The organism is Rhizobium sp. M1 (genome assembly GCF_002531805.1).
Taxonomy (GTDB): Bacteria; Pseudomonadota; Alphaproteobacteria; order Rhizobiales; family Rhizobiaceae; genus Rhizobium; species Rhizobium etli_C.
Genome location: NZ_NWSW01000013.1, coordinates 61,333 through 84,962, shown reverse-complemented (window position 1 = coordinate 84,962; position 23,630 = coordinate 61,333). Strand labels below are relative to the sequence as shown.

The following is a 23,630-nucleotide window of genomic DNA, read 5'->3' as shown; positions in this document are numbered from 1 at the left end:
GGGTCCGTCCGCTCTTCCTTCCTGCGCGATCCCGTCCTTTCCCCTGATTGCCCCGTTTCGGCGGGGCTTTCTTTTGCCTCGTCCAGCCGGCGTGCGGTCAGTCGCAGACAATGCCGTAGATTTCGCGATATTGGTCCAACTGTTCTTTCGGACCGGCCAACAGCAGCGGGCAGGCGGTATAGTTGCCCTTGATTTTCCCTTTCTCGACATAGAGCCAGTCGAAAATATCAGACTTCTCGAACGCGACGCGGTCCCCTTGCTTGATGTTGTGGATGTATTCCGGCCTATCGCCCAGAAGAGCGGTGAAATGGTCACCTGACGCCTCGATCTGGTAGACCCACATGAATTCCACATCCGGCGCCATCTGGTCCGTGGTCAGGACCACGCTCTTGTCCTTGTCCTTGAAACCAAGCTTGAGGCTGTAATTTTCGGTTCCCGCCGGTGGGTTGCGGAGTTTCTCGAGAAAGCCGTCCAACTCCCCTATCGATTTCTCATGGGCCTTGGCCATGGCCGGATCGCCGGGCGCAATCAGCTGGACGTTTGGATTGTCTTGGGCCAGCGCGTGTTCGGCGGGAATGACCGGAATGGAGAGCACAAGCATTGAGAGGAGTGAAATGACACTGCGCAACATTCGATAGGCCTTAAATTGTTGTGACTATACGACGCAACATAGCTATCTCAGGTTGATCTTCAATATTTGGTTTGGAATTGGATGCTGGTCTCGCCGAATGTGGCATCGGCCAGTCGATCTGGGTTGGGATCGGTTCTTGAAGGTGATCCATTGCAAGCGACCACCGTGGGCATCGCTTCTTCGACAATCGCACGTCTCCGATTTTTGCCTTACGCCGTGGGCGTTCATTCATCCGGCTTCGGTTTCCTTCAGCCGTCGGATGAGCCATTGCCCGGCCGGACCGGGAGGGGCGCTCATGCGGTAGGCTGCGAACATCGGCATTACGAATGGCGTTATCGGATAATCTTCGATCTCGAGCGCAACGAGCCGTCCGCGCTCCACATCGTCCTGAGCCAGATGCCGAGGAAGGCTTCCCCAGCCGAGCCCCTCCCGGATGAAGGCGTGTTTGGCACCCAGATCGGCGAGCCTCCATGTCTTGGCCGCGACGACACCGAACTCCCGTCCGCTCGAAAGTTCGGAACGATCGGTCAACACCAGCTGGAGATGTGTTTGAAGCAGAGTCTTGGGAATAGGGCTTTGCCTCGACGCCAGCGGGTGGCTGGGCGCGACGTAGATCTGCATGGGTACGCCGAGCAGCCGCTCGGCTGCCAACCCTGCGGGAAGCGCCGGAAACGTTCCGACGATCCCCATCGCGGACGTTCCAGCGAGTATCGGAGCGACGACCGCTCCCAGGGCTTCGACGCCGAGCCGCAGGGATACGCTTGGAAATTCTCGGCTAAAGCAGGCGATAGCGTCTGTCAGAAGCGACTGAGGAAACATCACGTCGACCACGACGGATAGTTCCGCCTCAAGCCCTTCGGAAAGATCCCTCGCCCGCGCCTTCAGGGAGTCAATCTTCTCCGCAATCAACCGAGCGTCCGACAGCAGGACGTTCCCCTGAAGCGTCAATTTGGGCTTGCGCGTTGAGCGGTCGAACAGAACGACACCCAACTGCCCTTCGAGGTTTGCCAACGTCTGGCTCACGACCGATTGTGAGCGGCCTAATTCCTTCGCCGCGGCAGAAAAGCTGCCGGCATCCGCCGCGGCGATGAAGGTGCGGATTTGGTCGAGCGACAGATTGTCTATCATTAGAATTTCCGATTGTTTCTATCTTAAAATATAGGCTTTTCCGATAATTCGGCAGGATTTAATTTGGCACATCTTTCAAAGGAGAAGCCAATGCCGGCCCAAGTCGCATCTCGGATGATACCGAAACCTTCCAAAACCCGATCAGGCCTGTCCTGGACGCTACGGATCGCTGCCGCGGCAGCATTCGCCGCCGCCGCCGCTGCGAAGCTATCCGGCGCCCAAATGAGTATCGACATGTTCGAGCAGATTGGCCTGGGCCAAGGCTTCCGCTATGTCACCGCGACGGTGGAACTCATCGGATGCGTGGGGCTGCTCGCGCCCGGGCTGACGGCCTTCGGTGCGCTGCTGCTTTCCCTGACAATGGTCTGCGCGACAGTGGCGCATCTCTTTGTCCTGCACAATAATCCTGGCGGAGCGGTCCTGCTTCTTATTGTGACCGCGACCATCACCGTATTGCACCGCGATCAGTTCACGCGCCTCACCTCCCTGGGGAAGCGATCCTGATGCCCTCCGGATTGCGATCCATAACAAGGCGTCGTCTGGTGTCCGGGGGCGCGGGCGTGATTGTCACCGCCGCAGCCGCATCCACATCATCAGGCGCCTCAGAGGTTCATCGACATCGCGTTGTGTTCCAGGTCGACAGTGCAGACGAAGCCGTGATGCGCCACGCGATCAGCGGTTCTCTGAACGTGTCACGGTCCTACTCCGAGAAGAACGAGCCTTTTGCCATAGAGATCCTGGCGAACGCCTCGGGCATCGCGCTATTCCGGCAGGACAAGTCTCCCCTGCTGGATGCTTTGACGATGTTGCGGCAGGCCATACCCGAAATATCTCTGACCATCTGCGGCTCCTCCAAGAGCATCGCCGAGCAGCGGGAGGGGCATGAACTGCAACTCGTCGAGGGTACGACCGTCGTGCCGTACGGAGTTGTCCGCCTGATAGAACTGCAGGAGGCTGGATGGTGTTATATCCATGCCTGACACTGTGACGCGACGATCGATGTTGCAGTTGAGCATGGGCCTGCTGACGGCGATCGGACATGCGCCGTCAGCATTGTCACGGACGTTCGACGCGCCTCCCGTCTTCGAGACCGCCCGCAGTCAGTTCACCATGATCGAGCCAGCCCGCAAGCTCAGCCCCGTTCGTCTTAGGAAGGCCGATGGCGCGGTAGGGGTTCTGGAACCCCGCTCAGATGCGGTCACGCTGATAAGCATATGGGCGACGTGGTGTGCAAATTGCCGCGAGGATTTGCGCAGCCTCGCCGCGTTGCACCGCCGATCCGGAAAGACCGTGAGGATCCTGACTATCAGCACCGACAAACTTGACCGCGAAATCGTAGCTCAGTTTATGCGCGAACTCGGTGTCGACGATCTGCCGACGTTTCTGGATCCGTTGGGAGAGGTTGCGGGGCCCGCCCCCATACACGGGAACCTGTCATCGGCCCTCGGCATGCCGATAACCTATCTGGTGCAGCCCGACGCGACGATCGCCGGCTACATCACCGGGAGCGCCGATTGGACAAGCGAGGCAGCAATCCGGCTGCTTCGATATTATCAATAGTCGGCAGGCGGCCGCGCTCACTGGACGATGTCTCAGGCGCGGCGCGCACAACCATGCTGCCAATCACCGAAGTGATATCGAAGCGAGCGCATATTGTGGCGGCTTGCAAGGAGAGCCCAATACGCCCATCGAGTGACTGGCATTCCTCTCGGCTTGAGCGTTTACTGTATCGCTCTGGCGGAGGAGGCAAACCATGGCCATGTATCTCACGCGTTTCAGCTACACGCCCGAGACCTGGGCGCGCATGATCGAAAAGCCCGAGGATCGCCGGGAGGCGGCACGGAGCTATATTGAATCCGTGGGCGGAAAGCTGCACGGGTTCTGGTACGCTTTCGGCGAGCATGACGGGTGGAATTTGTGGGAGGCGCCCGACAATGTGTCGATGGCGGCTGTCACGCTTGCGATCGGCGCGGGAGGTGCGCTCAGATCGATTGAGACCACTGTCCTCCTCGACGTCGAGGACACGATCCGAGCCTTGGAAAAGGCGAAGTCGATCCGGTATCGCCCGCCGGGAGCGTAGGCGCAGCACAATACCAGGCTGAGAGTTCATCGACCCGGCAAGGCTTGGGAGTTGGGGCAATCCTATGCCTCGAGCGGCTTTCTCATTCTTATGAGAGGCACATTTGCACCGCCGCGGCTGTCTTCCACTCGCTCGATGGCTTGATAACCGCAAACAAGATAGAGCGGTTCACCGGATAGGGTGGCCATCAATTCGATATTACGAAAGCCTTCATTGCGCGCCGCCTCCTCGCAGAGAGCCATGATCCGCCGCCCCACGCCGCGCCGAGTAAAGTTCGGGTGCGTGTACATCGCCCTTATGCGCGCCGCGTCGTGAGCAGGATCGAGCAGAGCAGCATCGCGGCCGGGAGTGCGATCTCCGCCATACAGCGTTGCTCGTCGGCTCCACCCGCCACAGCCCGCCAAGACGCCGCCGATCTCGACAACAAAATACGTGCCGTCCTCGATCAACTGGCTATCGAGTCCCATGAAGGCTCGGCTCGACGAAATCTGTTCGGGCGTCAGAAAGGGTTTCTGGTTCTCTGAGATTGCCGCATCCATCAACAATTTGAGGTCGGCCAGATCACTATGGCTGGCCAGTCGATGCGTGAGTAGCTCTTGTTCCATTTTCGCCGGCCTTGACTTGGCAGCCCGGTTGGCCAGTCTGCGGCACGTCTTGCATCTATGGGGGCAGCCGCGCCTTTGGTCATTATAACAAGCGGGAGCGTTGAATTGAAGTGCGATCCTGCGGCCGGACTACCGCGGCGATCACGCTCAAATCTTCAACCAAAGGGGCAACAGAAGGTTCCCGGCTAAACGTCGACCGGCGGCCAGACTTCGGTTTCGCGATCCGGATTGGTGGTTCGTGCGGCTGATCCGCAGGCGCATCTCCGGATTGTCGGCGCAGGTGGATCCTCTCCGGGAATGTCCCTCAGACGCGCGCCGCCGCCAATAGACCCACCGACGGTCAAACCTGCCGAAACCCCGGAATACGGCTACTCGCTCTGCCTCAAATTCCGGATCCGGTCGAACAGCACCGCCAGCACGATCGCGCCGCCGATAAATGTCCCCTGCCAGAAGGCGTTGATGCCAAGCAGGCCGAGGCTGTTGCGGATCACCTCGATCAGCGCCGCCCCGACCAGTGCGCCGAAGGCGGTGCCGATGCCGCCGGCCAGATTGGCGCCGCCGATGACGGCGGCGGCAATGACCTGGAGTTCCATGCCGGCGCCGATATTGGTGGTGACGGCGCCGAGCCAGCCGGTCTGGACGATGCCGGCAATGCCGGCCGAGAGCGCCGAGATCATATAGACGGCGACCTTGATGCTGCGTACGGGAACGCCGGTCAGCGTGGCGGCATGTTCATTGCCGCCGATCGCGAAGATATAGCGGCCGAAGCGCGTCCAGCGCAGCACGAAGCCGGTCAAGAGCGCCAGGATGACCATGTAGAGAACAGGATTGGCGATGCCGAGAAACCAGGCGCCGCCGCCGAGCGCCAACAGCTTGTCGTGATCGGGGCCGAACTGGAAGACGACGGTGTTGTTGGAGGCGACCATCGCGAGGCTGCGCGCCACCGACAGCATGCCGAGGGTAACGACGAAAGGCGGAAAATCGAGATAGGCGATCATCACGCCGTTGAAGGCGCCGACCACGAGCGCCGTGCCGATGGCCGCCGCGATACCGATCTCGATGCCGTAGCCGGCATGCATGGTGACCGCCAGCACCATGCTGCAGAGGCAGAGCACCGAGCCGACCGACAGATCGATGCCGCCGGTGATGATGACGAGCGTCATGCCGAGCGCGATGATGGCGACGAAGGTGACGTTGCGGGTGATGTTGTAGAGGTTCTTCGCCGTGGCGAAGGAATCGGTGGCGACGGAGAGGAAGAGGCAGGCGAGAATGACGGCGATGAGCACCCAGAAGGTCTGGCTGCCGACGAACTCCGACAGCCGGCTTCGCTGTTTCTGTGCAATCGTCTGGTCGAGGGTAACTGCCATCGTTGACCTTCTTTTCTGTCGCGTTAACCGAGCTCTGCCGATCAGACCTGCTCGATGGCGCCGGTTATCAGACCCGTCACTTCCTCCGGCGAACTTGCGGCGATCGTTTTGTCGGCGACCTTCCGGCCGCGGCGCATGACGATGACCCGGTCGGCGACGGTAAAAACGTCGGGCATGCGGTGGCTGATCAGGACGACCGCAATGCCGCGGTCGCGCAGCTCACGGATCAGGTTGAGGACCTCGGCCACCTGGCGCACCGAAATGGCCGCGGTCGGCTCGTCCATCAGCACGATCTTCGCCTCCGACAGCATGGTGCGGGCGATCGCCACCGCCTGCCGCTGGCCGCCCGACATCTGCTTGACGAGATCGCGCGGGCGGGTTTCCGATTTCAGCTCCTTGAAGATCTCGCCGGCGCGGCGGTACATCGTCTTGTAATCGAGGACCTTCAGGGGGCCGATGCCGCGCCGGAGCTCGCGGCCGAGGAAGACATTGGCGGCCGCCGTCAGATTGTTGCAGAGCGCCAGATCCTGATGGACGATCTCGATGCCGTGCTGGCGCGCCTCGACCGGGCGGTGCATGACGATCTCCTTGCCCTCGAGGCGCATCGTGCCTTCGCTCGGGCGGAAATTGCCGGCGATCATCTTGACCAGCGTGCTCTTGCCCGCGCCGTTATCGCCCATCAGGCCGACGACCTGGCCGGCTTCGAGCGTAAACGACACGTCGTTGACCGCCTGGATGGCGCCGAAATGCTTTGAGATATTGGTGAGTTCGAGAACCGCTGCCAGCCGACCACCCTCCCCGCAAGCTGCAGGCCTGCCTTCGCCGCCGGCTGCCGATACCCGGCTGCCAGTGAGACGCCTGCGATCTCGCTCGACCGATCTCCTCCCGGAAAAGCGATTATGTTCATTAATGCAAAAGCACCAGGAATCGTCAATCAAATGTCCGCTAAAACGGCCCCTCATCACAAAAATCTATTTTGTACGATAAATACAGATTGACGCCGGAAACGGGCGGATATTAGCTGTTGCTGGGAGAGAGAGCATGCTGATCCTTGTCACCGGGGCTACGGGCAAGGTCGGGCGGCGCTTCATAACTGGGCTGCTTGACGAGCCGAGATTTTCCAATGCACAGATCCGCGCGCTTTGTCACAATCGCGCGCTCGATGAGACCGACCGTTTGAGTGTGGTCAGGGGTTCGATCGCCGATCGCGCTGTCGCGGCGGCGGCGATGCAGGGCGTCACCCATGTGCTGCACCTCGCCACCTGCAAGGAAACCTCCGCCGACGTCATGGATGTGACGGTCAAGGGGCTGTTCTGGCTGCTCGAAGCCTTCCGCACCAGCTCGACGGCTGAGCAGTTCATCCTGATCGGCGGCGATGCCGGCATCGGCCATTTCTTCTACCGCCATGACGGGCCGGTGACCGAAAAGGCGCCGCATCGCGCCTATCCCGGCTGCTACGCGCTCTCCAAGGTGCTGGAAGAGGTGATGCTCGAGCAGTTCGCCATCCAATACGGCATCAATACCTGCTGCTTGCGCGCACCCTGGATCATGGAGAAGGACGATTTCAAATATTCGCTGTCCTTCGGCGACGATGTCTTCGGCGGGCCGAACTGGAAGACGCTTGTTCTGCCGCCCGAGGCCGAGCGCTACGCCCGCGAGGGCACGGTGCCGCTGCTGCGCGATGCCGACGGGCGACCGCTGAAGCGCAATTTCGTGCATGTCGACGATCTCGTTTCAGCGATCCTGGCGGCGATCGACAATCCGCGCGCCAAGGGAGAACTCTTCAATATCGCGATGGATCGTCCCGTCGATTATGGGGAAGTAGCCGCTTACCTCGCCCGCACGCGCGGGCTCGGCTGCGTCGACATCGCAAGCCAGTTTCATTCCAACTGGATGGACAACAGCAAGGCGAAATACCTGCTGGACTGGCGCCCGGACTACGATCTCGAAAAGCTTATCAATTCGGCCTGGGAATACCAGCGGTCAAGGGAGGAGCCTCGCATCGTCTGGTATCCCGGCTGATCAAGCGGCGGGCAATCATGTCCGCCTTTCAAAGGGAGGAAGCTATGAGGAAGGCATTATTGCTTGCAGCTGCGGCCGTGTTGGCGCTGACGGCCGGACAGGCCCTGGCCGCCAAGAAGCAGCTGGTCATCGTCGTCAAGGGCCTCGACAACCCGTTCTTCGAGGCGATCAACCAGGGTTGCCAGAAGTGGAACAAGGAAAACGCCTCGGCCGAATATGAATGCTTCTATACCGGCCCGGCATCGACCTCCGACGAGGCCGGCGAAGCGCAGATCGTCCAGGATATGCTGGGTAAGGCCGATACGGCCGCCATCGCGATTTCGCCGTCGAACGCCAAGCTGATCGCCCAGACGCTGAAGACGGCCAATCCGAGCGTTCCCGTCATGACGCTCGATGCCGATCTGGCGGCCGAGGATTCCGCTCTGCGCAAGACCTATCTCGGCACCGACAACTATCTGATGGGCGCCAAGATCGGCGAATATATAAAGAAGGCCAAGCCGGACGGCGGCAAGATCTGCACCATCGAAGGCAATCCCGGCGCCGACAACATCCTGCGCCGCGCCCAGGGCATGCGCGATACGCTGAGCGGCCAGAAGGGGCTTGCGGCGCTGAAGGGTGAAGGCGGCTGGACGGAGGTGGCCGGCTGCCCGGTCTTTACCAATGACGACGGCGCCAAGGGCGTGCAGGCGATGACCGACATCCTCGCCGCCAATCCCGATCTCGACGCCTTCGGCATCATGGGCGGCTGGCCGCTGTTCGGCGCCCCGCAGCCCTATCGCGACCTGTTCAAGCCGATGGCCGACAAGATCGCCAAGAACGAGTTCGTCATCGGCGCCGCCGACACGATCGGCGACGAAGTGGCGATCGCCAAGGAAGGGCTGGTGACCGCCCTGGTCGGCCAGCGGCCGTTCGAAATGGGCTACAAGGCGCCGACCGTGATGATGGACCTGATCGCGGGAAAGAAGGTCGACGATCCTGTCTTCACCGGGCTTGACGAGTGCACCAAGGATACGGTGGACACCTGCATTCAGAAGTGATGCGGCTGGGAGCGTCCGCCCGAGCGGACGCTCCGGACATCACGCTTGCGCAAAGAGCCAATCGGAAAAGGCGTGCATGGCCGGGGTGACCGGCCGTGACTGCAGGCGCGTCAGCCAGTAGCTGCCGAGCGATATGGTGGTGGCGAAGGGCTGGACGATCGCCCTGACGAGAGATGCCTGGAGAACATCGAGGGCGGCGCCAGCGCGACGCCGAGCCCCTGGAGGGCGGCCTCCATCATGGCGACGGAGGAATCGAAGACGATGCCGGCATTCACCTGGTCGGCCGGCGGAACGCCGGCGGCCGCAAACCAGGTGCTCCATTCATCCGTGCGGTAGCTGCGCAGCAGCGTTGCGCCGGCGAGATCAGCCGGCGACCGCAGATCCTCCGCCAGTTTGGGAATGCAAAGCGCCGAGAGCGGCGCTTCGGACAGGCGCTGCGCCTCCGTCCCGTGCCATGAGCCGCTGCCGAAGCGGATGGCAAAGTCGAGCCCCTCGGCGGCGGGATCGACGCGGTTGTTGTTGGTGGAAACCCGGACGTCGATGAAGGGATGCCGGCGCTGGAAATCCGCAAGGCGCGGCAGGAGCCAGCCGACGGCGAAAGTGCCGACAACGCCGAGGAACAGCAATTCGCGCACCTGCCCGGCTTCGATCCGGTCGAGCGTCGTCGCCATCTGGTCGAAGGAGGCGGTCACCGTCGGCAGCAGCGCCTCGCCTTCCGCGGTGATTTTCAGGCCGCGGGGCAGACGCTGGAACAGTGCGACCCCCAGCCGCTTTTCCAGCCCCTTGACCTGTTGGCTGACGGCCGCCTGGGTGACGCAAAGCTCGATTGCGGCGCGGGTAAAGCTCAGATGCCGTGCCGAGGCTTCGAAGGCTCTGAGGCCGTTCAGGGGGAGGAATTGGCGAACCATCTAAGCCCTAGAATTTCTTGCAGCTGTTGCGAGATATCATCGTTTGTCCTTAGAAAACAGGGCCGCTAAACGCCTCCTCGGGCGCGTTTTGCGCTCATGGCGACCGCCCTGGCGATTTGGAGGATGATTGTGAAAAACCTTGGCATAAAATTTTTATCGGCCGCGTTGCTCACGGCATGCGCTTGCGCAAGCGCCTCTGCCGCCGACGAGGCTGAAGTGAGAGCGATCGCGGATGCGGCGATCAAGCCGATCATGGAAAAATACGCCATTCCGGGGGTGGCCGTCGGCATCACCGTCGACGGCCGGGATCACATCTTCACCTATGGCGTCGAATCGAAGGAGACCGGCAGACCGGTGGCGCCGGCCACACTCTTCGAACTGGGCTCGATCAGCAAAACCTTCACCGCGACGCTCGCCTCCTACGCCGAAGCGACAGGAGACCTCTCTTTGTCCGACCCGGTGGCCAAACATCTTCCCGCGATGAAGGGACGGCCGTTCGGCGATGTCGCGCTGATCGATCTCGCCACCCATACGGCCGGCGGTTTTCCGCTGCAGGTGCCCGACGAGATCAAAAGCGAAGGCCAGCTGATGGAATATCTTGCGGCCTGGCACCCCTCCTACGCCGCCGGAACCCAACGCAGCTATGCCAATCCGAGCATCGGCATGCTCGGCTTCATCACGGCGAAAGCCATGCGCGGCGATTTCGCGGAATTGATGGAAGGCAGGCTGTTTCCCGGGCTCGGATTGAGCAGCACTTTCATCAACGTGCCGAAGTCGCGGCAGGGCGATTACGCCCAGGGCTATAAGCGCAGCGGCGAGCCGGCACGGCTGACGCCGGGTCTGCTTTCCGCCGAGGCCTATGGCGTCAGATCCACCGCCGGCGACATGATCCGCTTCGTCGGCGCAAATATGGGCCTGGCGAAGCTCGACGGAAAACTGCAGCAGGCGATCGACAAGACCCACACCGGATATTTCGGCGTCGGGGCGATGATCCAGGACCTGATCTGGGAGCAATATGCCTATCCCGTCACCCTGCAGAGTCTGCTCGAGGGCAATTCGGCGGCGATGCTGAAGACCATCCCGGTCGCTGCGCTGCAGCCGCCGATGAAGCCGCGTCACGATGTCTGGATCAACAAGACCGGCTCGACCAACGGCTTCGGCGCCTATGTCGCTTTCATTCCCACCGAGCGCGTCGGCATCGTCATCCTGGCCAACAAAAACTACCCCAACGAGGATCGGGTTGCCGCGGCCTACCGGGTATTGACGGCGCTTGCGGCCGATTGATCGAAAACATCGTCACGGACGCGGGAGAGGCTGACTGCCGGATCCAGCGTCCGAACCGATGCGCTGTCCGATTAAGAGTCGGACTTTAGCCCGATGCGCGCCTTCGTCCGTGTGATAGAGAATTTGCCGGTGACGAACATGCTGCGACGCAACAGGGCCACAATCTTGCGAAATACACTGCGAAAATCGAGGGGCGCGGCAGCACGTACAAACCCTGGGTCGCCGCCCTGTCCCCGAATAGGATTAATACTACTCAGGGTAATGCGGATTAACAATTAAGATTAATAGGCGAGTATTTTTCAGAATTCTTCGAGGTAATTGCCAGTTCTTACAGGTGATGCTAATGAATAATCACCTTCCTTCAAGTCAAGAGGGCGCAATCCAGTGAAAAGCGTATTGATATCTGGCGGAGCAGGGTTCATCGGTTCGCATCTATGCGATCGGCTTTTGCTTAGGAATGACGTTCAGAAGCTCGTCGTTGTTGATAATCTCTGGACAGGACTTTTCGAGAATATTTCGCACATCAGGGATCCGCGTTTTCACTTCGTGAAATCGGACGTCGAGACCCTGCAGACATCGGAAAAATTCGACGAGATCTACCATCTCGCCTCGCCGGCATCACCGCCCTGGTACATGAAGGAACCGAAGAGGACGATCTCGGCCAACCTGCTCGGCGCCTTCCGGCTTCTCGACCTGTTGAAGAAGGGCGGGCGTTTCGGTTACACCTCCTCCTCGGAAATCTACGGAGACCCGCTGGTGTCGCCGCAGCCGGAATCCTACAAGGGCCAGGTCGACTGTACGGGGCCGCGCTCGTCCTATGACGAGAGCAAGAGATGCACCGAAGCGCTGCTGTTCGAGATGCAGCGCACCAAGGGGCTGAACGTCAAAGTCATCCGCCCCTTCAATATTTATGGTCCCCGCACCCGGCCCGACGACGGCCGCGCCGTCTCCAACTTCGTCACCCAGGCGCTTGCGGGCCGCGCGATCACCGTGTTCGGCGACGGCAAGCAGTCGCGCAGCTGGGGCTATGTCGATGACATCGTCGACGGTTTCGCGCGCTATTTCTGGATCAACGAGACCGACTACAAGGGGCCTCTGAATATCGGCAACGACCGCGAGATCACCGTTCTCGAAGTCGCGAAATATGTTTCCAAGCTGGTCGGCGGCGTGCCGATCGTCTTCGAGCCATCGCCGCCGCAGGATCCCACCAACAGGCGGCCGGACCTGACGAGAGCCTACGCCGTCATGCCCGAGTGGTCGTGCAAGGTCAGCTACGAACAGGGCGTGGCGATGACGCTCGACTGGTTCAGAGAAAAGATAAAGGTTGGCGCGGCGTAATAGCCGCGCGGGTTTCAAGGCCCTTCCCGCATTCCGGGCCCGGCTTTGTGCCGGCCTGTGCTCGTTGTGCGTTGAGAGAGTAACGATGCAGGAAATCATTCCGTCCGATCTGGCGACTGTCAATTTTCCCGTACCGATTCACTATCTCGATCTCGCCTCGCATCAGCCGGATGCCGGCGCGGCGCCGATATCGCCCGGGCTCGTGATTTTTCTCGCCGACGGCCTGCCCGTCGGACAGGCCTATGTCGATGGGGCCGAGGCCGCGGCCGAGCTTGCCGGACGTGTCGTGCGGCCGGAGACGCTCGCGCATGCGCGCCAGGTGGCGCAGACAGCGCTGCAAAATCGCGACGTCAGCATTCTGATCTGCACCAAGGACCGGCCGGAAGAGCTGCGCCGGTGCCTGGCCTCGATCCCCGAACAGTCGCTGAAGCCGGCCGAGATCATCGTGGTCGACAATGCGTCTTCAGGCGATGCAACCCGCCGCGTCGTCGAAGACGCGGGCGCCACCTATGTCCGCGAAGACCGGGTCGGGCTGGATTTTGCCCGCAATGCCGCCATCGGCGCGGCGAAAACCGAATTCGTCGCCTTTACCGATGACGACGTCGTTCTCCACCAGCAATGGCTGGAGAACCTGATGAAGGCGTTCGACCGGCCGGAGATCGGCTGCGTCACCGGGCTGATCCTGCCCGGAGAACTCGCAACGCCGGCGCAGTTCATCTTCGAAAAGCACTGGGGTTTCGGCCGCGGTTACATCAGGCAGGATTTCGGCCGGGATTTCTACGACAGCCACAAGCGCTACGGCGCGCCGGTCTGGACGATCGGCGCCGGCGCAAGCCAGGCCTTCCGCCGCAAGGTGTTCGACGAGATCGGCCTGTTCGACGTCCGCCTCGATATGGGCGCGGCCGGCTGCTCGGGCGACTCCGAATATTGGAACCGGCTGCTGCATCACGGCCATGTCTGCCGCTACGAGCCGACCGCGGTTTCCTGGCACTTTCATCGCAAGGATATGCAGGGGCTCGCCAGGCAGATCCAGCAATATATGAGCGGCCATATCGCCGCCCTGCTGGTGCAGTATCAGAACACCGGCAACGGCGGCAACCTCCGGCGCATCCTCATCTCCTTCCCGAAATATTTTGCCGGCAGGCTGCGCAAACGCCTGCGCAAGGGCGCCACCTCGCACGATTTCTTCCTGAAGCAAGAGATGCTCGGCAGCGTCAACGGCGCGCTCTACGTTCTGCGCCGCTGGAAGATGCGCGCATGGTGACAGCTGTGGCGCCGGACATTTCCTTCCTCATTCCTGCTTATAACGCCGAGGACACGCTTGCCGAAGCGCTTGCCAGCCTGCAGCGGCAGACGAAATCGAACTGGCAGGCGGTGGTGGTCGACGACGGTTCGAGCGATCGCACCTGGGAGCTGCTTGAGGCGATTGCCGCAGCCGACAGCCGCATCGTCACCGCCCGCCAGGCCAATGCCGGCGCTGCGGCGGCCAGAAACCATGCCGCCCGGCTCGCCGCCGCCCCCCTGCTTTGCATGCTCGATGCCGACGACTGGCTGGACCCGACCTTCATCGAAACCATGCTGCCGATGGCCGAAGATAGCTCGCCGCCCGCCATTGCCTATTGCTCCTACCGCCGGGTCGCCCCGGACGGCCGGCCGATGCCGGTGGAACAGGCGCCCCTGCTCGCCGGCGATGCCGCCAGGCGCGAATTCTCGTCCTTCTGTGCGCTCGCCATTCATACAGTGGTCTTTCCCAAAAGCCTTTTCGAGCGGGTCGTCGGCATGGATGAGAGCCTGCAGACCTGCGAGGAGTGGGATCTCTGGCTGCGCATGGCCTTTGCAGGCGCAGAATTTCGCCGTGTCGACGCCTGCCTGGCCTTCTATCGCATGAAGCCGGGCTCGCTTTCCGGTGATCCGACGAAATTGGTGCGTGACGCCATTTGCGTGACGACGAAGGCCGAGGCGCTGCGCCGGCAGCACGGCTTGCCGGCCGAGGGTCCGGAGACCGGCTGGATCACGCCCGCCGTCAGTCGGCTGCGCATGCTCGTCTGGGTCATCGCGGCCAAACACGATCCGAGCCTGGATATAGCGACCCTCGCCGCCCTGCTGCCGGACATGCCGGATGCCGCAGGCTATGAGAGCTTCTTCGCCGGCGTGATCCTGCATGGCCTGCAGACCGGCCTCCTGCCCGACCGGGCCGACGATCTCATCGATGCGCCGGAACAATGGTGGCCGACTTTCCGTCTGCTCGTCCAGCTGATCCAGCGGCATTCCCTGCCCGGCACCGGCCGCAAGATCCTCGAAGCCGCCGCCTGGCAGCTCTCCGCCGGCAACCTTCGGCGATCCTTCACCCTCGGCACGATCCAGGTGGTGAGCGTCGAGCTCGGCACCCTTTCCAGGATCGCCCGGGCCGAGCAGGCCGATACGCTGATCATGCACGGCTTTTCCGGCGACGAGCATGTCGGCACCTTCGTCGGGCCGCTCTGGGGTGATCTGTCGATCCGGGCGCAGATCCGGCTGATCCTGCAGGAGATGCAGGCGGGAGAACATCTCGAGCGGCAGCCCACCCTCGCCTATGCGGCTGCCTGGACAAGGGAGGCACTGCGCGGCTACCGCACCTTCGGCGGCCTCATCCTCCGCAGCGGACGGCGGCGCGGACGGCTCGACAGGCTTCTGGCGCGGACCGGCCGCAATGCCGTCCTTGCCCGGGCGCCAGGCGACGGACAGGATAATGACGCTCGCCTGTCCGCCGTCCTGCGCGATCTCGAAGGCGGCCTGCCGCCGGTGCGACGTGCAGCGGCCGCGGCGCCGGCGAAGGAACAGCGGGCTAACCAGGCTCAGTCGGCAGAAGACTATTGGGAGCAGATTTTCGAACGCCCGGATCCCTGGAATTACCTGTCGGTCTACGAGCAGGTCAAATATGAACAGACATTGAGCCTGATCCCGCAGGGGACCGAAACGGCCCTGGAACTTGCGTGCGCCGAGGGGATCTTCACCGAGAAGCTGGCACGCGCGGTCGGCCGCGTGACGGCCACCGACATTTCGCAGCGGGCGATCGACAGGGCGGCCAAACGCTGCCGCGACCTCTCCAATGTCGAGCTCCGGGTTCTCGACTTCGTCGGACAAGAGCTTCCACCCGATCAGGATCTCATCCTCTGCTCGGAAGTGCTTTACTATATGAAGGATGAGGAGATGCTTGCCGGTGTATGCCGCAAGATGGCGGCGGCGCTGAAGCCGGGGGGCTGTCTGATCACCGCCCATGCGCATCTGCGCCAGGACGAGCCCGGCCGAACCGGTTTCGATTGGGGCCATCCTTTCGGGGTCGAGACGATCAGACGGGTTCTGGTCGAACAGGCCGGGCTTGCCCTCGAAGAGACGATCGACACCGCGCTTTACGCCATCCACCGCTTCCGCAAAGCGGCCGCGGCCGATCCCGTCCTGCGGATCGAGTCGCATGGAACGCCGATGGACGTCGATGTGGCAAAGCACATCATCTCGGGACCGGCGGGCGTCGCGCGCGAGGCGGCATGGGCAACCGAGGTGACGACCTCGGTCCCCATCCTGATGTATCACCGGATCGCCGAGGATGGCCCCGCCGCGCTGCGGCGCTACCGCACGCCGCCGGAAATGTTCCGCAAGCAGATGCAATTCCTGCGCCGGCACGGCTATTACGCGGTCACGGCGCCGTCGCTCGCCAATCTTTTGCGCAGCGGCAAGCCGATCCAGGGCCGGCCGGTCATGCTGACTTTCGACGACGCCTATCTGGATTTCCGCGCCAACGCCTTCCCGATCCTCGCCGAGAATGATTTCAGCGCCGACGTCTTCGTCGTCACCGACAAGGTCGGCGGCCGCTCGGACTGGGATTGTGCCCATGGCGAGCCGGCGGCGCTGATGGCGTGGCCGGATATTCTGGAACTGCAGCAGAAAGGCATCAGCTTCGGCTCCCATCTCGCCTCTCACACACCGGCGAGCGCGATGGAAAATGATGCCTTGCTCGCCGAAGCCCTGGGGTCGCGCCATGCGCTGGAAAGCCGGCTCGGCGGCTCCGTGGTCTCGATCGCGCTGCCCTACGGCGCCACCGACTTCAGGGTGCCGGACATTCTTTCCCTTGCCGGCTATACGATCGGCTTCACCACACGCGCCGCGACAGCCGCCTTTTCCGACAATGTCTTCGGCCTGCCGCGCCTCGAAGTCCGCGGCGACCGGCCGCTTGAAGCCTTCCCCGCATTGATGGGCCTGCCCGGAGCCTTTATCGGATGACAATCATCACCACCGCAGCGACCCCTCTGATCACCGTCGTCATCCCGGCCTACAACGCCGAAAAGACGCTTCTCGAAACGCTGCAAAGCGTCTCGAACCAATCCTACGACAAGCTCGAAATCCTTGTGGTCGACGACGGATCGCGGGACGGCACCTTCGCGCTTGCGGGCGACTATAGCCTTATCGATCGGCGTGTCCGGATCCTCCGGCAGGCCAATGGCGGCGTTGCCCGCGCCCGCAACCACGGCATCGGCGAGGCGCGGGGCGCCTATGTGGCGCCTATCGATGCCGACGACATATGGCATCCCGAGAAGATCGAGCGCCAGCTGCAGTCGCTGCGAAAATTTCCCGGCGGCCATGGCATCGCCTACAACTGGTATGCGGCGATCGACGAAAACGGCGTCATTTTCGGCCATTCACGCCCGGTCCTGCATGAAGGCAACATCTTCGAACCGCTGCTGCGGGAAAACTTCATCGGCAATGGCAGCACGCCGCTGATGCCGCGCGCCGAGGTTCTGCGCTGCGGCGGTTACGACGCCGGGCTGCGCGACAGCGGCGCCGAGGGCTGCGAGGATCTGAAGCTCTATCTGGCCTTGGCCGAGAGCCTGCCCTTTGCGCTGGTTCCCGATTTCCTCACCGGTTATCGCTTTACCCGGGGAAACATGTCGAGCAACGCGCATCGGATGCTGAAATCCCACGCCCTGGTGATGGCACCGATGATCGACCGCTACCCGCATCTGCGGCGTGATATCGAGACCGCCAAATTCAACACGACGCACTGGTATTTCAACAAGGCCCTTGCAAACCGCGATTACGCCCAGCTCAGGAAGCTGGCGCCGATGATGGCGGGACAATATGGCCCGCAGTTGATCGTCCATAGCCTGCGGCAGAGCTTTCGCCTGGCAAAACGCCATGGCGTGCGCATTGCAAAACAGCTCCTGCGAAAGCCTTCGGCCCGATCGAAGACCGGCTTTGCCGGTGCGGCCGTTCCGCAGGCGGGCACGCTGTTCAGCGATCGTTTCATACCGCTCGGCGGCGTGCTCAGCCCGACATCGTCGCGGATGGCCGACAATGAATAGATTTCGCACATCCGCCTCCCGGCCGGCCGGCGCCTACAACATGGTCATCGCGGCCCGCTACCGCGAGCTTCTGCAGCTCGTGCCGGCGTTGCGGCTGAAGATGACGGTGATGATCATCCTCGGCATTCTCACCGGATTTTCGGAGATGGTCGGCATCACTTTTCTGGTGAGCCTGGTCTTTATTCTCGGCCAGCAGGGCACAGGTTCCGGCTCCGCCGTTGCCGGGCTTCCGGCGATTTTCGGCGGCGTCGACCTCAGTCTTTCCAAACCGGTGCTGATCGGTATCCTCATCGCCTCCATCCTGCTGCGCATTCTTCTCGGATTCGTCAACTCGCTGATCACCAGCGCGATCAACCACAAGATCAGCGATCGCATGCGCGACCGTCTCTACGCCAAGATCCTGACCATCCCGTTCCAGCGCTTTCAGCACTATGAGCGCAGCGATCTGATCAATGTGATCGCCACCGAAGCCTATGCGGTATCCTCGGCCCATGCGAGCCTGGTGCGCCTCGGTGTCAATTTCGGCACGATCGTCATCTTCGGCATCGGCATGCTTGTCATGGCCTGGCCGATCGCCTTGCTCGGGCTTGTCTTCGGCTTCGTCCATAACTTCGCCTTGGGGTTCTTTGCCGGGGCCTATCGGCGTCTCGGCGCTTCGGCGCTGGCCGCCGTCGAAGCCTTGACGCAGCTGAGCTGGACCACGCTGCAGACGTTGAAGGCGGTCAAAAGCTTCGGCCTCGAGCAGCGCCACCAGCAGCTCTTCGCGACACTATCGAACGAAGTCGGCCGGACCTGGCGCCACTCGGACTGGATGGGGGCGGCGACCTCGCTGTTGAGCGAAATCCTGACCTTCGGGGTCATCCTGACGATCATCCTGTCCTCGGAATTCCTGCCGGTGGATTTCAAGGCAGCGCTTTCGGCCACCATCCTTCTTTACAGGCTCCAGCCGCACATCAAGGGATTCGACTCCCAGATCCTGCGCCTTTACGAGATGGAAGCGTCGCTGCAGAACGTCCTGGCGCTGCTTTCCGAAAAGGACGACGCCAAGCAGGCGGCGCAAGGCGTGGCGGTCCCCCGCCTGGCGGAAGCCATCGTCTTCCACGACGTCTCCTTCACCTATGAGCAGGCGAATGCCCCGGCCGTTCAAAACCTCAACTTTTCGATCAAGGCAGGCGAAACGACGGCTCTGACCGGACCAAGCGGCTCCGGCAAAACGACAATCCTGAACATGATCCTCGATCTCACCCGGCCGACGCGAGGCCGGATCACGATCGACGGCAGGGACCTCGCCGATGTCGACCGCGCGAGCTGGCTGCACCTGCTCTCGGTCTCGGGCCAGGATGTCGAACTGATGGAGGGCACGGTTTTCGACAACATCCGCTTCCGTCGCGATATCTCCGATGAGGACGTCAGGTGGGCCGCCGATGTCGCCTGCGCCACGGAATTCATCGAAAATCTGCCGGAAGGTTTCGACGAATGGCTGGGCGACGAGGCGGTGCGGCTTTCAGGCGGACAGCGCCAGCGCATCGGCCTGGCGCGCGCGCTGGCCGGCCGGCCGCAGATCCTGCTCCTGGACGAAGCCACGAGCGCGCTCGACGAAAATACCGAAATGCGGGTGTTTTCGGCAATCAAGGAGGATGCCGGTCGAACGCTGATCGTCGTCAGCCATCGCCCTGCGGTCGCCAGGATGATGAAGAACCAGATCGATCTAAGCCCGCCAACACTCGCATCCAAACTCGGGTGACGGCGATGGAGATGTCGACCACGTCGGAAATTTTGGTGGCGGTCGTGATCCCCGCCTACAATGCCAGAGACTATATCGCCGAGACGCTTCAGTCCGTCATCGATCAGACCCACAAGGCGCTGGAGATCATTGTCGTCGACGACGGCTCGACCGACGAGACGGCCTCCATCTGCCGCCGCTTCGCCGCCGCCGATCCGAGGATCCGGCTTCTGTCGACGGAAAACCGCGGCGTCGCCGCGGCGCGCAATACCGGGATCGCAGCATCGAGGGCCGGTTATCTCGCCTTCCTGGATGCGGACGACCTCTGGCATCCGACATATGTCGAAAGAATGCTGTCGGCGCTTCATCCCCTGCCCGAGGCCTGGGGTGCGGTCTATGCCCTTCACCGTATGGTCGATTCCGAGGGATATTGCACGCGGTCCGGCTCGTCGCTCAGCGCCCGGGAGTCCATTCTCATCCGCCATCTCGTCTTCCGCTTCGTCGGCAATGGCAGCGGCTTCATGGTGCGCCGTGCCGTCATAGACAAGATCGGCGGCTACGATCCGAGCTATGCCAATCAGGGAATCGGAGGATGCGAAGACTTCGATTTCGAACTCCGTACGGCCGAGCATTTCAAGATCGAGGCGGTGCCACTCGGCCTGGTGGGCTATCGCGTTCATGCCGCGGCCATGTCTGCCGACAGATCCCGAATGGCGCGATCGCTTCTGGCCGTCTATGAGCGATGCGTCGCCCGCAATCCGCAGCTTCCCGCTTTCGTCGTCAGCTGCGCCCGCGCCTCGGCCCACCTCTATGCATTCTCAAAATTTGCGGCTTTGAAAGATTGGTACAGCGCCGCAGCCTCGCTCAAGCACGTCTATCGTCATAGTCCATTGCTTGCTGCCAGCGTCATCATCAAGCTGATCTTTTCAAAAGCCGCCAGAGCCGCAAACAGGGCGTTGTCGAAAGCCCGGCCGCTCTGGCGGCACAAGCAGAAGAAATTCAAAAAATTCGAGGAAATAGACCCTGTTATCCCACTGGTTGGCGGATGGTCACGTTTCCGAACGAAGGCCTTGTTCCGGCGCTTGTCGGAGATCGACCGTTGCGACGGAGATTGCGCTGCGACCTCGAAGAGATAGAGCATTTCCGGTTCTGAAGGCCGGCACCTCCGCTCCGCTGTCAACTATTTCTTAATTATTCAGTACAAATCGAACACGGCGCAGAATATTTATCGTCACGAAAATGACAAAACTGTGGGAAACTATAATCTTCCGATAATAAGCTGTGACAATATCAAGCTTAAGCGCAATCATAGCTACGCACTGAGCAAGAAATCCTACCAGAGGACCCGTCAACCACCCCGGCGGGTCCTCAACTTTGCGAGGAACAGGTTGCCGCGGGGCAGCCGTTATGATCGCTGCATCGGATAAAGAAGCGCTGCGCCGACAGCGATATTCCCTGTTGCGATGGCCTTGCTCAAAAATCTGTATATCCACAAGCAATGACCCGGCTCGCGCTCAACGCCAAGTGCTTCGGCTTGGCGACGAAATTACCGGATAGCAAATTCGCCCCATAGAGATAATGTCATTATTATAAAGTGATAGACGAGCTCATCTTTATTATTGAAATAAGCACATCTTGCCGATATTAACCATAAACAGTTCAGTCATCACAAAATCAACCCTTAAATACAACCATTATCTGAAATATATATTTTTACCTTTTGATAAAATTTTAATTTTATCTTATTTATTATCCAAAGTTATTTGCACATGCCGCTCAACGGCGCCGCCTTACATTCTTGTCGAAAAAACATAAGACATCCTCACATTCTTTCCCTCCTTCCTTCGTCGCAAAGGCGCGGCCAGGCAACACTTGGGAAGGAGCAGCCAGGACCAAATCCGACAATCCCGGCATGAGCCGGCATCGACAATGCGCAACACAATTCAACTTCGGAGAATGACGATCGTGAAGGCGAACGGAGGTTTAACATCTTGACAAATCAAAGGATTATGGCAGGTCATCCCGCTGCGGATAGACCGGCATTGGCAATGCCTTCGACCGGTCACTTCAAATCCGCCAGGCGGCCCGAGACCAAAGAGCCGCAGGCTCAGAGGCACCCACTGTCGTCGAGCGACTCCCGGCATGAACAGTCAATCCGCCTGCGCGAAAGACTTCACTCAATTCAACACACCGAAATGGCTTTTGACTGACCAAATCTGTGTCGAAATGGTCGCACCGCGTCATTGAATTAACCGTTCATAAAGCATTTGCTTGCTCAACTTATAATTTGTGTCATGGTCACTGCAAGTAGTGAGGAGCCGACCTGATGAGTGATATAGCATCGCAGATTCCGGAATTTGGTTACGATGAACGCGTGATGATCTGCCGGAAGCAGATCGAGAAGGCGGTTTATCAGTTCATTGCAAACACGAAGGTCGAGGGGTGCGATCCGGCGGAAGTCGCAATGGCCATCGCGGACATTGCCGACGATTACATTTTACTGCTGGCCCAGAAGCGCAATTTGACCCATTGAGATCAGGGATCGGCCGGCCCGGCCGATCATCAGACGACCACTGAGACCGAACTCGCCGCCGTCTCCCCGCCCGGAGACAACGTCAACGAAACCGCTTACCGTACGTTTTGAGTGTCTATTGTGCCCGGGTATCGAATACAGCCCGAACAAGCGGCAGCCCAAGCCCCACTCCTTCTCCCAAGCTACAATCAAATCGATTTCCGAACAGATCGCTTGCGCTGCTATCCCGGCAGCACTCATCCATTGTCGCAGAGACACCAGTGGCCGGCCTCAACCCTCCGAAGCCCCTCCAGGGCGGCTAAGGATGTGGGCGGAGAGTAGGGGCGATTTTTCGCCAACGGTGTTGTCGCCCCATCAATCGGCCGGGTCCAGCGCGCAATGCAGACCATCGACGGGAATCGCGGCCAGTCTTTCGCGCTTGATATCGACCCTCCAGGCTTTGACGACGTTCTCCGATCGATGGGAGCCATCCGGCTGCTCCACCATCCTGCCGAGCGCGAAGACGAAGTCCTGAGGAAACCGGCTCGACGAGCAATAGACCGGTTGCAGAAGTTCGTGGCGGGGGCTGGGCTTGACAATCGTCACCTGATCGACCGTGCTCCAGACGGGAAGGTTTCCATCCCTGCCGGTCTGGCGCTGCAGCACCAGCAAGAGCCTAGCGCCGCATTTGAGCTCGGCTGCCGAATAGGCTGGGCCTCCGGCCATTCCGCTCAAGGCCGTTCCACTGACTTCCACACAGCCCTTCGCAGCAGGAGGCGTCGATTTTCCCCGCGCCTCGCTGGCATGGCCGGCGGCCGGGATCAGAGCGAGAAGAGCGGCGATCGCAGGAAGAGATCGTGACATGTTTTTCCCGCCTCGCACAAAGCAGCTGAATTTCACGCGGCACCTCTCCCCCTGGAAGAGAAGACCGTAGCCTTGCTCGGAGATGAGTCAATCCCCTGCGATTTGCGCAACTTCGGTCGCGGTGGGTTGGCGTCCGACCTAGAGCCTTTCCTGGTTAGATTGAATCATTCTGTTGGCTCAAACGGAGTCGGATGATCGACCGGCCGGCGCGCGTCGTAGCCCCGCTCTACGGCCAAGCCGGCCGGTCGATCAGCCGGCCCGTTTCAGCCAGCCCTCCCGCAGATTTGCCTGGCAAATCTGCAAGACTGAAAATCGCCGGACGCGCTGATCGCTTCGCCATAGCGAAGCGGTGCGGCCGGTGGGCCGGGCATCTCTAGCCAGGATCAGAGGCGATCGGCTCGGACGTACCTTGGGGTATGCCCATCGCCAATCGCCTCTGCTCTGACGAAAACCTGCTCCGGCAGAATGCTTCAATCTAACCAGGAAAGGCTCTAGCCCTTCGAGAGCTCCGAAAGCCAGACTAATGCCTCTGTACGCTCACTTGCGGGACCGGGGAGCTCAATTCAGCCAGATCCCTGGTCAGCCCCTCCCCGACTTCCTGCTTCACCGCCTCGAGAGCAAGATCGAGGCAATTCGTCGCGAAGGGCAGTTTGACATCCTGAGCAACCTGTCGCGCATAGGCGATCATTCGCGCCAGTGCGACCAGTTCGTCCAGAGCCTCTTCCGCCCTGAGGTCAGCATCTATGTTAGCAGCCGATGTCACGCCCATGCCCATTTCTCCAACGAATTGAAGGA

The 23,630-nt window shown here is 61.1% G+C and carries 21 protein-coding genes and 1 pseudogene; 14 read left to right on the top strand and 8 right to left on the bottom strand.

The window, feature by feature from the left end; translation table 11 throughout:
- Nucleotides 1–97: 97 nt before the first annotated feature.
- Nucleotides 98–631 carry a DUF2314 domain-containing protein gene (locus CO655_RS14275; protein ID WP_176539249.1) on the bottom strand — a complete coding sequence of 178 codons (534 nt, stop codon included), beginning with the start codon at nucleotides 629–631 and terminating at the stop codon, nucleotides 98–100.
- A 228-nt stretch (nucleotides 632–859) separates the two neighbouring features.
- Entirely contained in the window at nucleotides 860–1,759 is a 900-nt protein-coding gene (locus CO655_RS14270) for a LysR family transcriptional regulator (protein ID WP_097665148.1), read from the bottom strand.
- Nucleotides 1,760–1,849: 90 nt separating this feature from the next.
- Between CO655_RS14270 and CO655_RS14265 the strand changes: the two genes are divergently transcribed.
- The 4 genes from CO655_RS14265 to CO655_RS14250 all read left to right on the top strand — a co-directional run bounded on the left by CO655_RS14265 (nucleotide 1,850) and on the right by CO655_RS14250 (nucleotide 3,839).
- A complete protein-coding gene (locus tag CO655_RS14265) occupies nucleotides 1,850–2,263 on the top strand; it encodes a DoxX family protein (protein WP_245423805.1) in 414 nt (137 codons plus the stop codon).
- A gap of 56 nt (nucleotides 2,264–2,319) precedes the next feature.
- Nucleotides 2,320–2,739 (top strand): hypothetical protein, encoded by a 420-nt coding sequence (locus tag CO655_RS14260; protein WP_141514314.1) that lies wholly within the window; start codon nucleotides 2,320–2,322, stop codon nucleotides 2,737–2,739.
- A gap of 34 nt (nucleotides 2,740–2,773) precedes the next feature.
- Nucleotides 2,774–3,319, top strand: coding sequence for a TlpA disulfide reductase family protein (locus CO655_RS14255; RefSeq protein ID WP_176539248.1), 546 nt, complete (start codon nucleotides 2,774–2,776; stop codon nucleotides 3,317–3,319).
- A gap of 193 nt (nucleotides 3,320–3,512) precedes the next feature.
- Nucleotides 3,513–3,839, top strand: a complete 327-nt coding sequence (locus CO655_RS14250) for a GYD domain-containing protein (protein WP_097604272.1) — start codon at nucleotides 3,513–3,515, stop codon at nucleotides 3,837–3,839.
- Nucleotides 3,840–3,901: 62 nt separating this feature from the next.
- On the opposite strand, the gene CO655_RS14245 is transcribed toward CO655_RS14250, so the two are convergent.
- From CO655_RS14245 to CO655_RS14235, 3 genes are all read right to left on the bottom strand, one after another.
- A complete protein-coding gene (locus CO655_RS14245) occupies nucleotides 3,902–4,444 on the bottom strand; it encodes a GNAT family N-acetyltransferase (RefSeq protein WP_097604271.1) in 543 nt (180 codons plus the stop codon).
- Between the two features lie 368 nt (nucleotides 4,445–4,812).
- Entirely contained in the window at nucleotides 4,813–5,811 is a 999-nt protein-coding gene (locus CO655_RS14240) for an ABC transporter permease (protein ID WP_097604269.1), read from the bottom strand.
- A 41-nt stretch (nucleotides 5,812–5,852) separates the two neighbouring features.
- A complete protein-coding gene (locus tag CO655_RS14235) occupies nucleotides 5,853–6,773 on the bottom strand; it encodes an ATP-binding cassette domain-containing protein (protein ID WP_097604268.1) in 921 nt (306 codons plus the stop codon).
- A gap of 79 nt (nucleotides 6,774–6,852) precedes the next feature.
- Between CO655_RS14235 and CO655_RS14230 the strand changes: the two genes are divergently transcribed.
- Both CO655_RS14230 and CO655_RS14225 read left to right on the top strand, forming a co-directional pair.
- Nucleotides 6,853–7,833, top strand: a complete 981-nt coding sequence (locus tag CO655_RS14230) for an NAD(P)-dependent oxidoreductase (protein WP_097665143.1) — start codon at nucleotides 6,853–6,855, stop codon at nucleotides 7,831–7,833.
- 44 nt (nucleotides 7,834–7,877) lie between these two features.
- A complete protein-coding gene (locus tag CO655_RS14225; protein WP_097604266.1) occupies nucleotides 7,878–8,870 on the top strand; it encodes a sugar-binding protein in 993 nt (330 codons plus the stop codon).
- 39 nt (nucleotides 8,871–8,909) lie between these two features.
- Here the strand turns inward: CO655_RS14225 and CO655_RS14220 are convergent.
- Nucleotides 8,910–9,778, bottom strand: a pseudogene (locus CO655_RS14220) (LysR family transcriptional regulator).
- A 123-nt stretch (nucleotides 9,779–9,901) separates the two neighbouring features.
- Between CO655_RS14220 and ampC the strand changes: the two are divergent.
- From ampC to CO655_RS14180, 8 genes are all read left to right on the top strand, one after another.
- Nucleotides 9,902–11,062 (top strand): class C beta-lactamase, encoded by a 1,161-nt coding sequence (gene ampC, locus CO655_RS14215; protein WP_176539247.1) that lies wholly within the window; start codon nucleotides 9,902–9,904, stop codon nucleotides 11,060–11,062.
- 384 nt (nucleotides 11,063–11,446) lie between these two features.
- Nucleotides 11,447–12,400: an NAD-dependent epimerase/dehydratase family protein gene (locus CO655_RS14210; protein WP_097665141.1), complete on the top strand. Its 954-nt coding sequence runs from the start codon at nucleotides 11,447–11,449 to the stop codon at nucleotides 12,398–12,400.
- A gap of 85 nt (nucleotides 12,401–12,485) precedes the next feature.
- A complete protein-coding gene (locus tag CO655_RS14205; protein WP_097604263.1) occupies nucleotides 12,486–13,664 on the top strand; it encodes a glycosyltransferase in 1,179 nt (392 codons plus the stop codon).
- Nucleotides 13,658–16,657 (top strand): trifunctional glycosyltransferase/class I SAM-dependent methyltransferase/polysaccharide deacetylase, encoded by a 3,000-nt coding sequence (locus tag CO655_RS14200; protein ID WP_097665139.1) that lies wholly within the window; start codon nucleotides 13,658–13,660, stop codon nucleotides 16,655–16,657. The genes CO655_RS14205 and CO655_RS14200 overlap by 7 nt, the downstream gene beginning before the upstream one ends.
- Entirely contained in the window at nucleotides 16,654–17,736 is a 1,083-nt protein-coding gene (locus CO655_RS14195) for a glycosyltransferase family 2 protein (protein WP_097604261.1), read from the top strand. The genes CO655_RS14200 and CO655_RS14195 overlap by 4 nt, the downstream gene beginning before the upstream one ends.
- Entirely contained in the window at nucleotides 17,729–19,480 is a 1,752-nt protein-coding gene (locus tag CO655_RS14190) for an ABC transporter ATP-binding protein (protein WP_097665137.1), read from the top strand. Before CO655_RS14195 ends, CO655_RS14190 begins: the two co-directional genes overlap by 8 nt.
- Nucleotides 19,477–20,595, top strand: coding sequence for a glycosyltransferase family A protein (locus tag CO655_RS14185; RefSeq protein ID WP_097604259.1), 1,119 nt, complete (start codon nucleotides 19,477–19,479; stop codon nucleotides 20,593–20,595). Before CO655_RS14190 ends, CO655_RS14185 begins: the two co-directional genes overlap by 4 nt.
- 1,190 nt (nucleotides 20,596–21,785) lie before the next feature.
- Nucleotides 21,786–21,992 carry a hypothetical protein gene (locus CO655_RS14180; RefSeq protein ID WP_003542083.1) on the top strand — a complete coding sequence of 69 codons (207 nt, stop codon included), beginning with the start codon at nucleotides 21,786–21,788 and terminating at the stop codon, nucleotides 21,990–21,992.
- 354 nt (nucleotides 21,993–22,346) lie between these two features.
- Here CO655_RS14180 and CO655_RS14175 read toward each other — a convergent pair whose 3' ends face one another.
- Nucleotides 22,347–22,835, bottom strand: a complete 489-nt coding sequence (locus CO655_RS14175; protein WP_245423803.1) for a hypothetical protein — start codon at nucleotides 22,833–22,835, stop codon at nucleotides 22,347–22,349.
- 520 nt (nucleotides 22,836–23,355) lie between these two features.
- On the bottom strand, nucleotides 23,356–23,604 hold the full coding sequence (locus CO655_RS14165) for a hypothetical protein (protein WP_010029702.1): 249 nt from the start codon (nucleotides 23,602–23,604) through the stop codon (nucleotides 23,356–23,358).
- Nucleotides 23,605–23,630 lie beyond the last annotated feature (26 nt).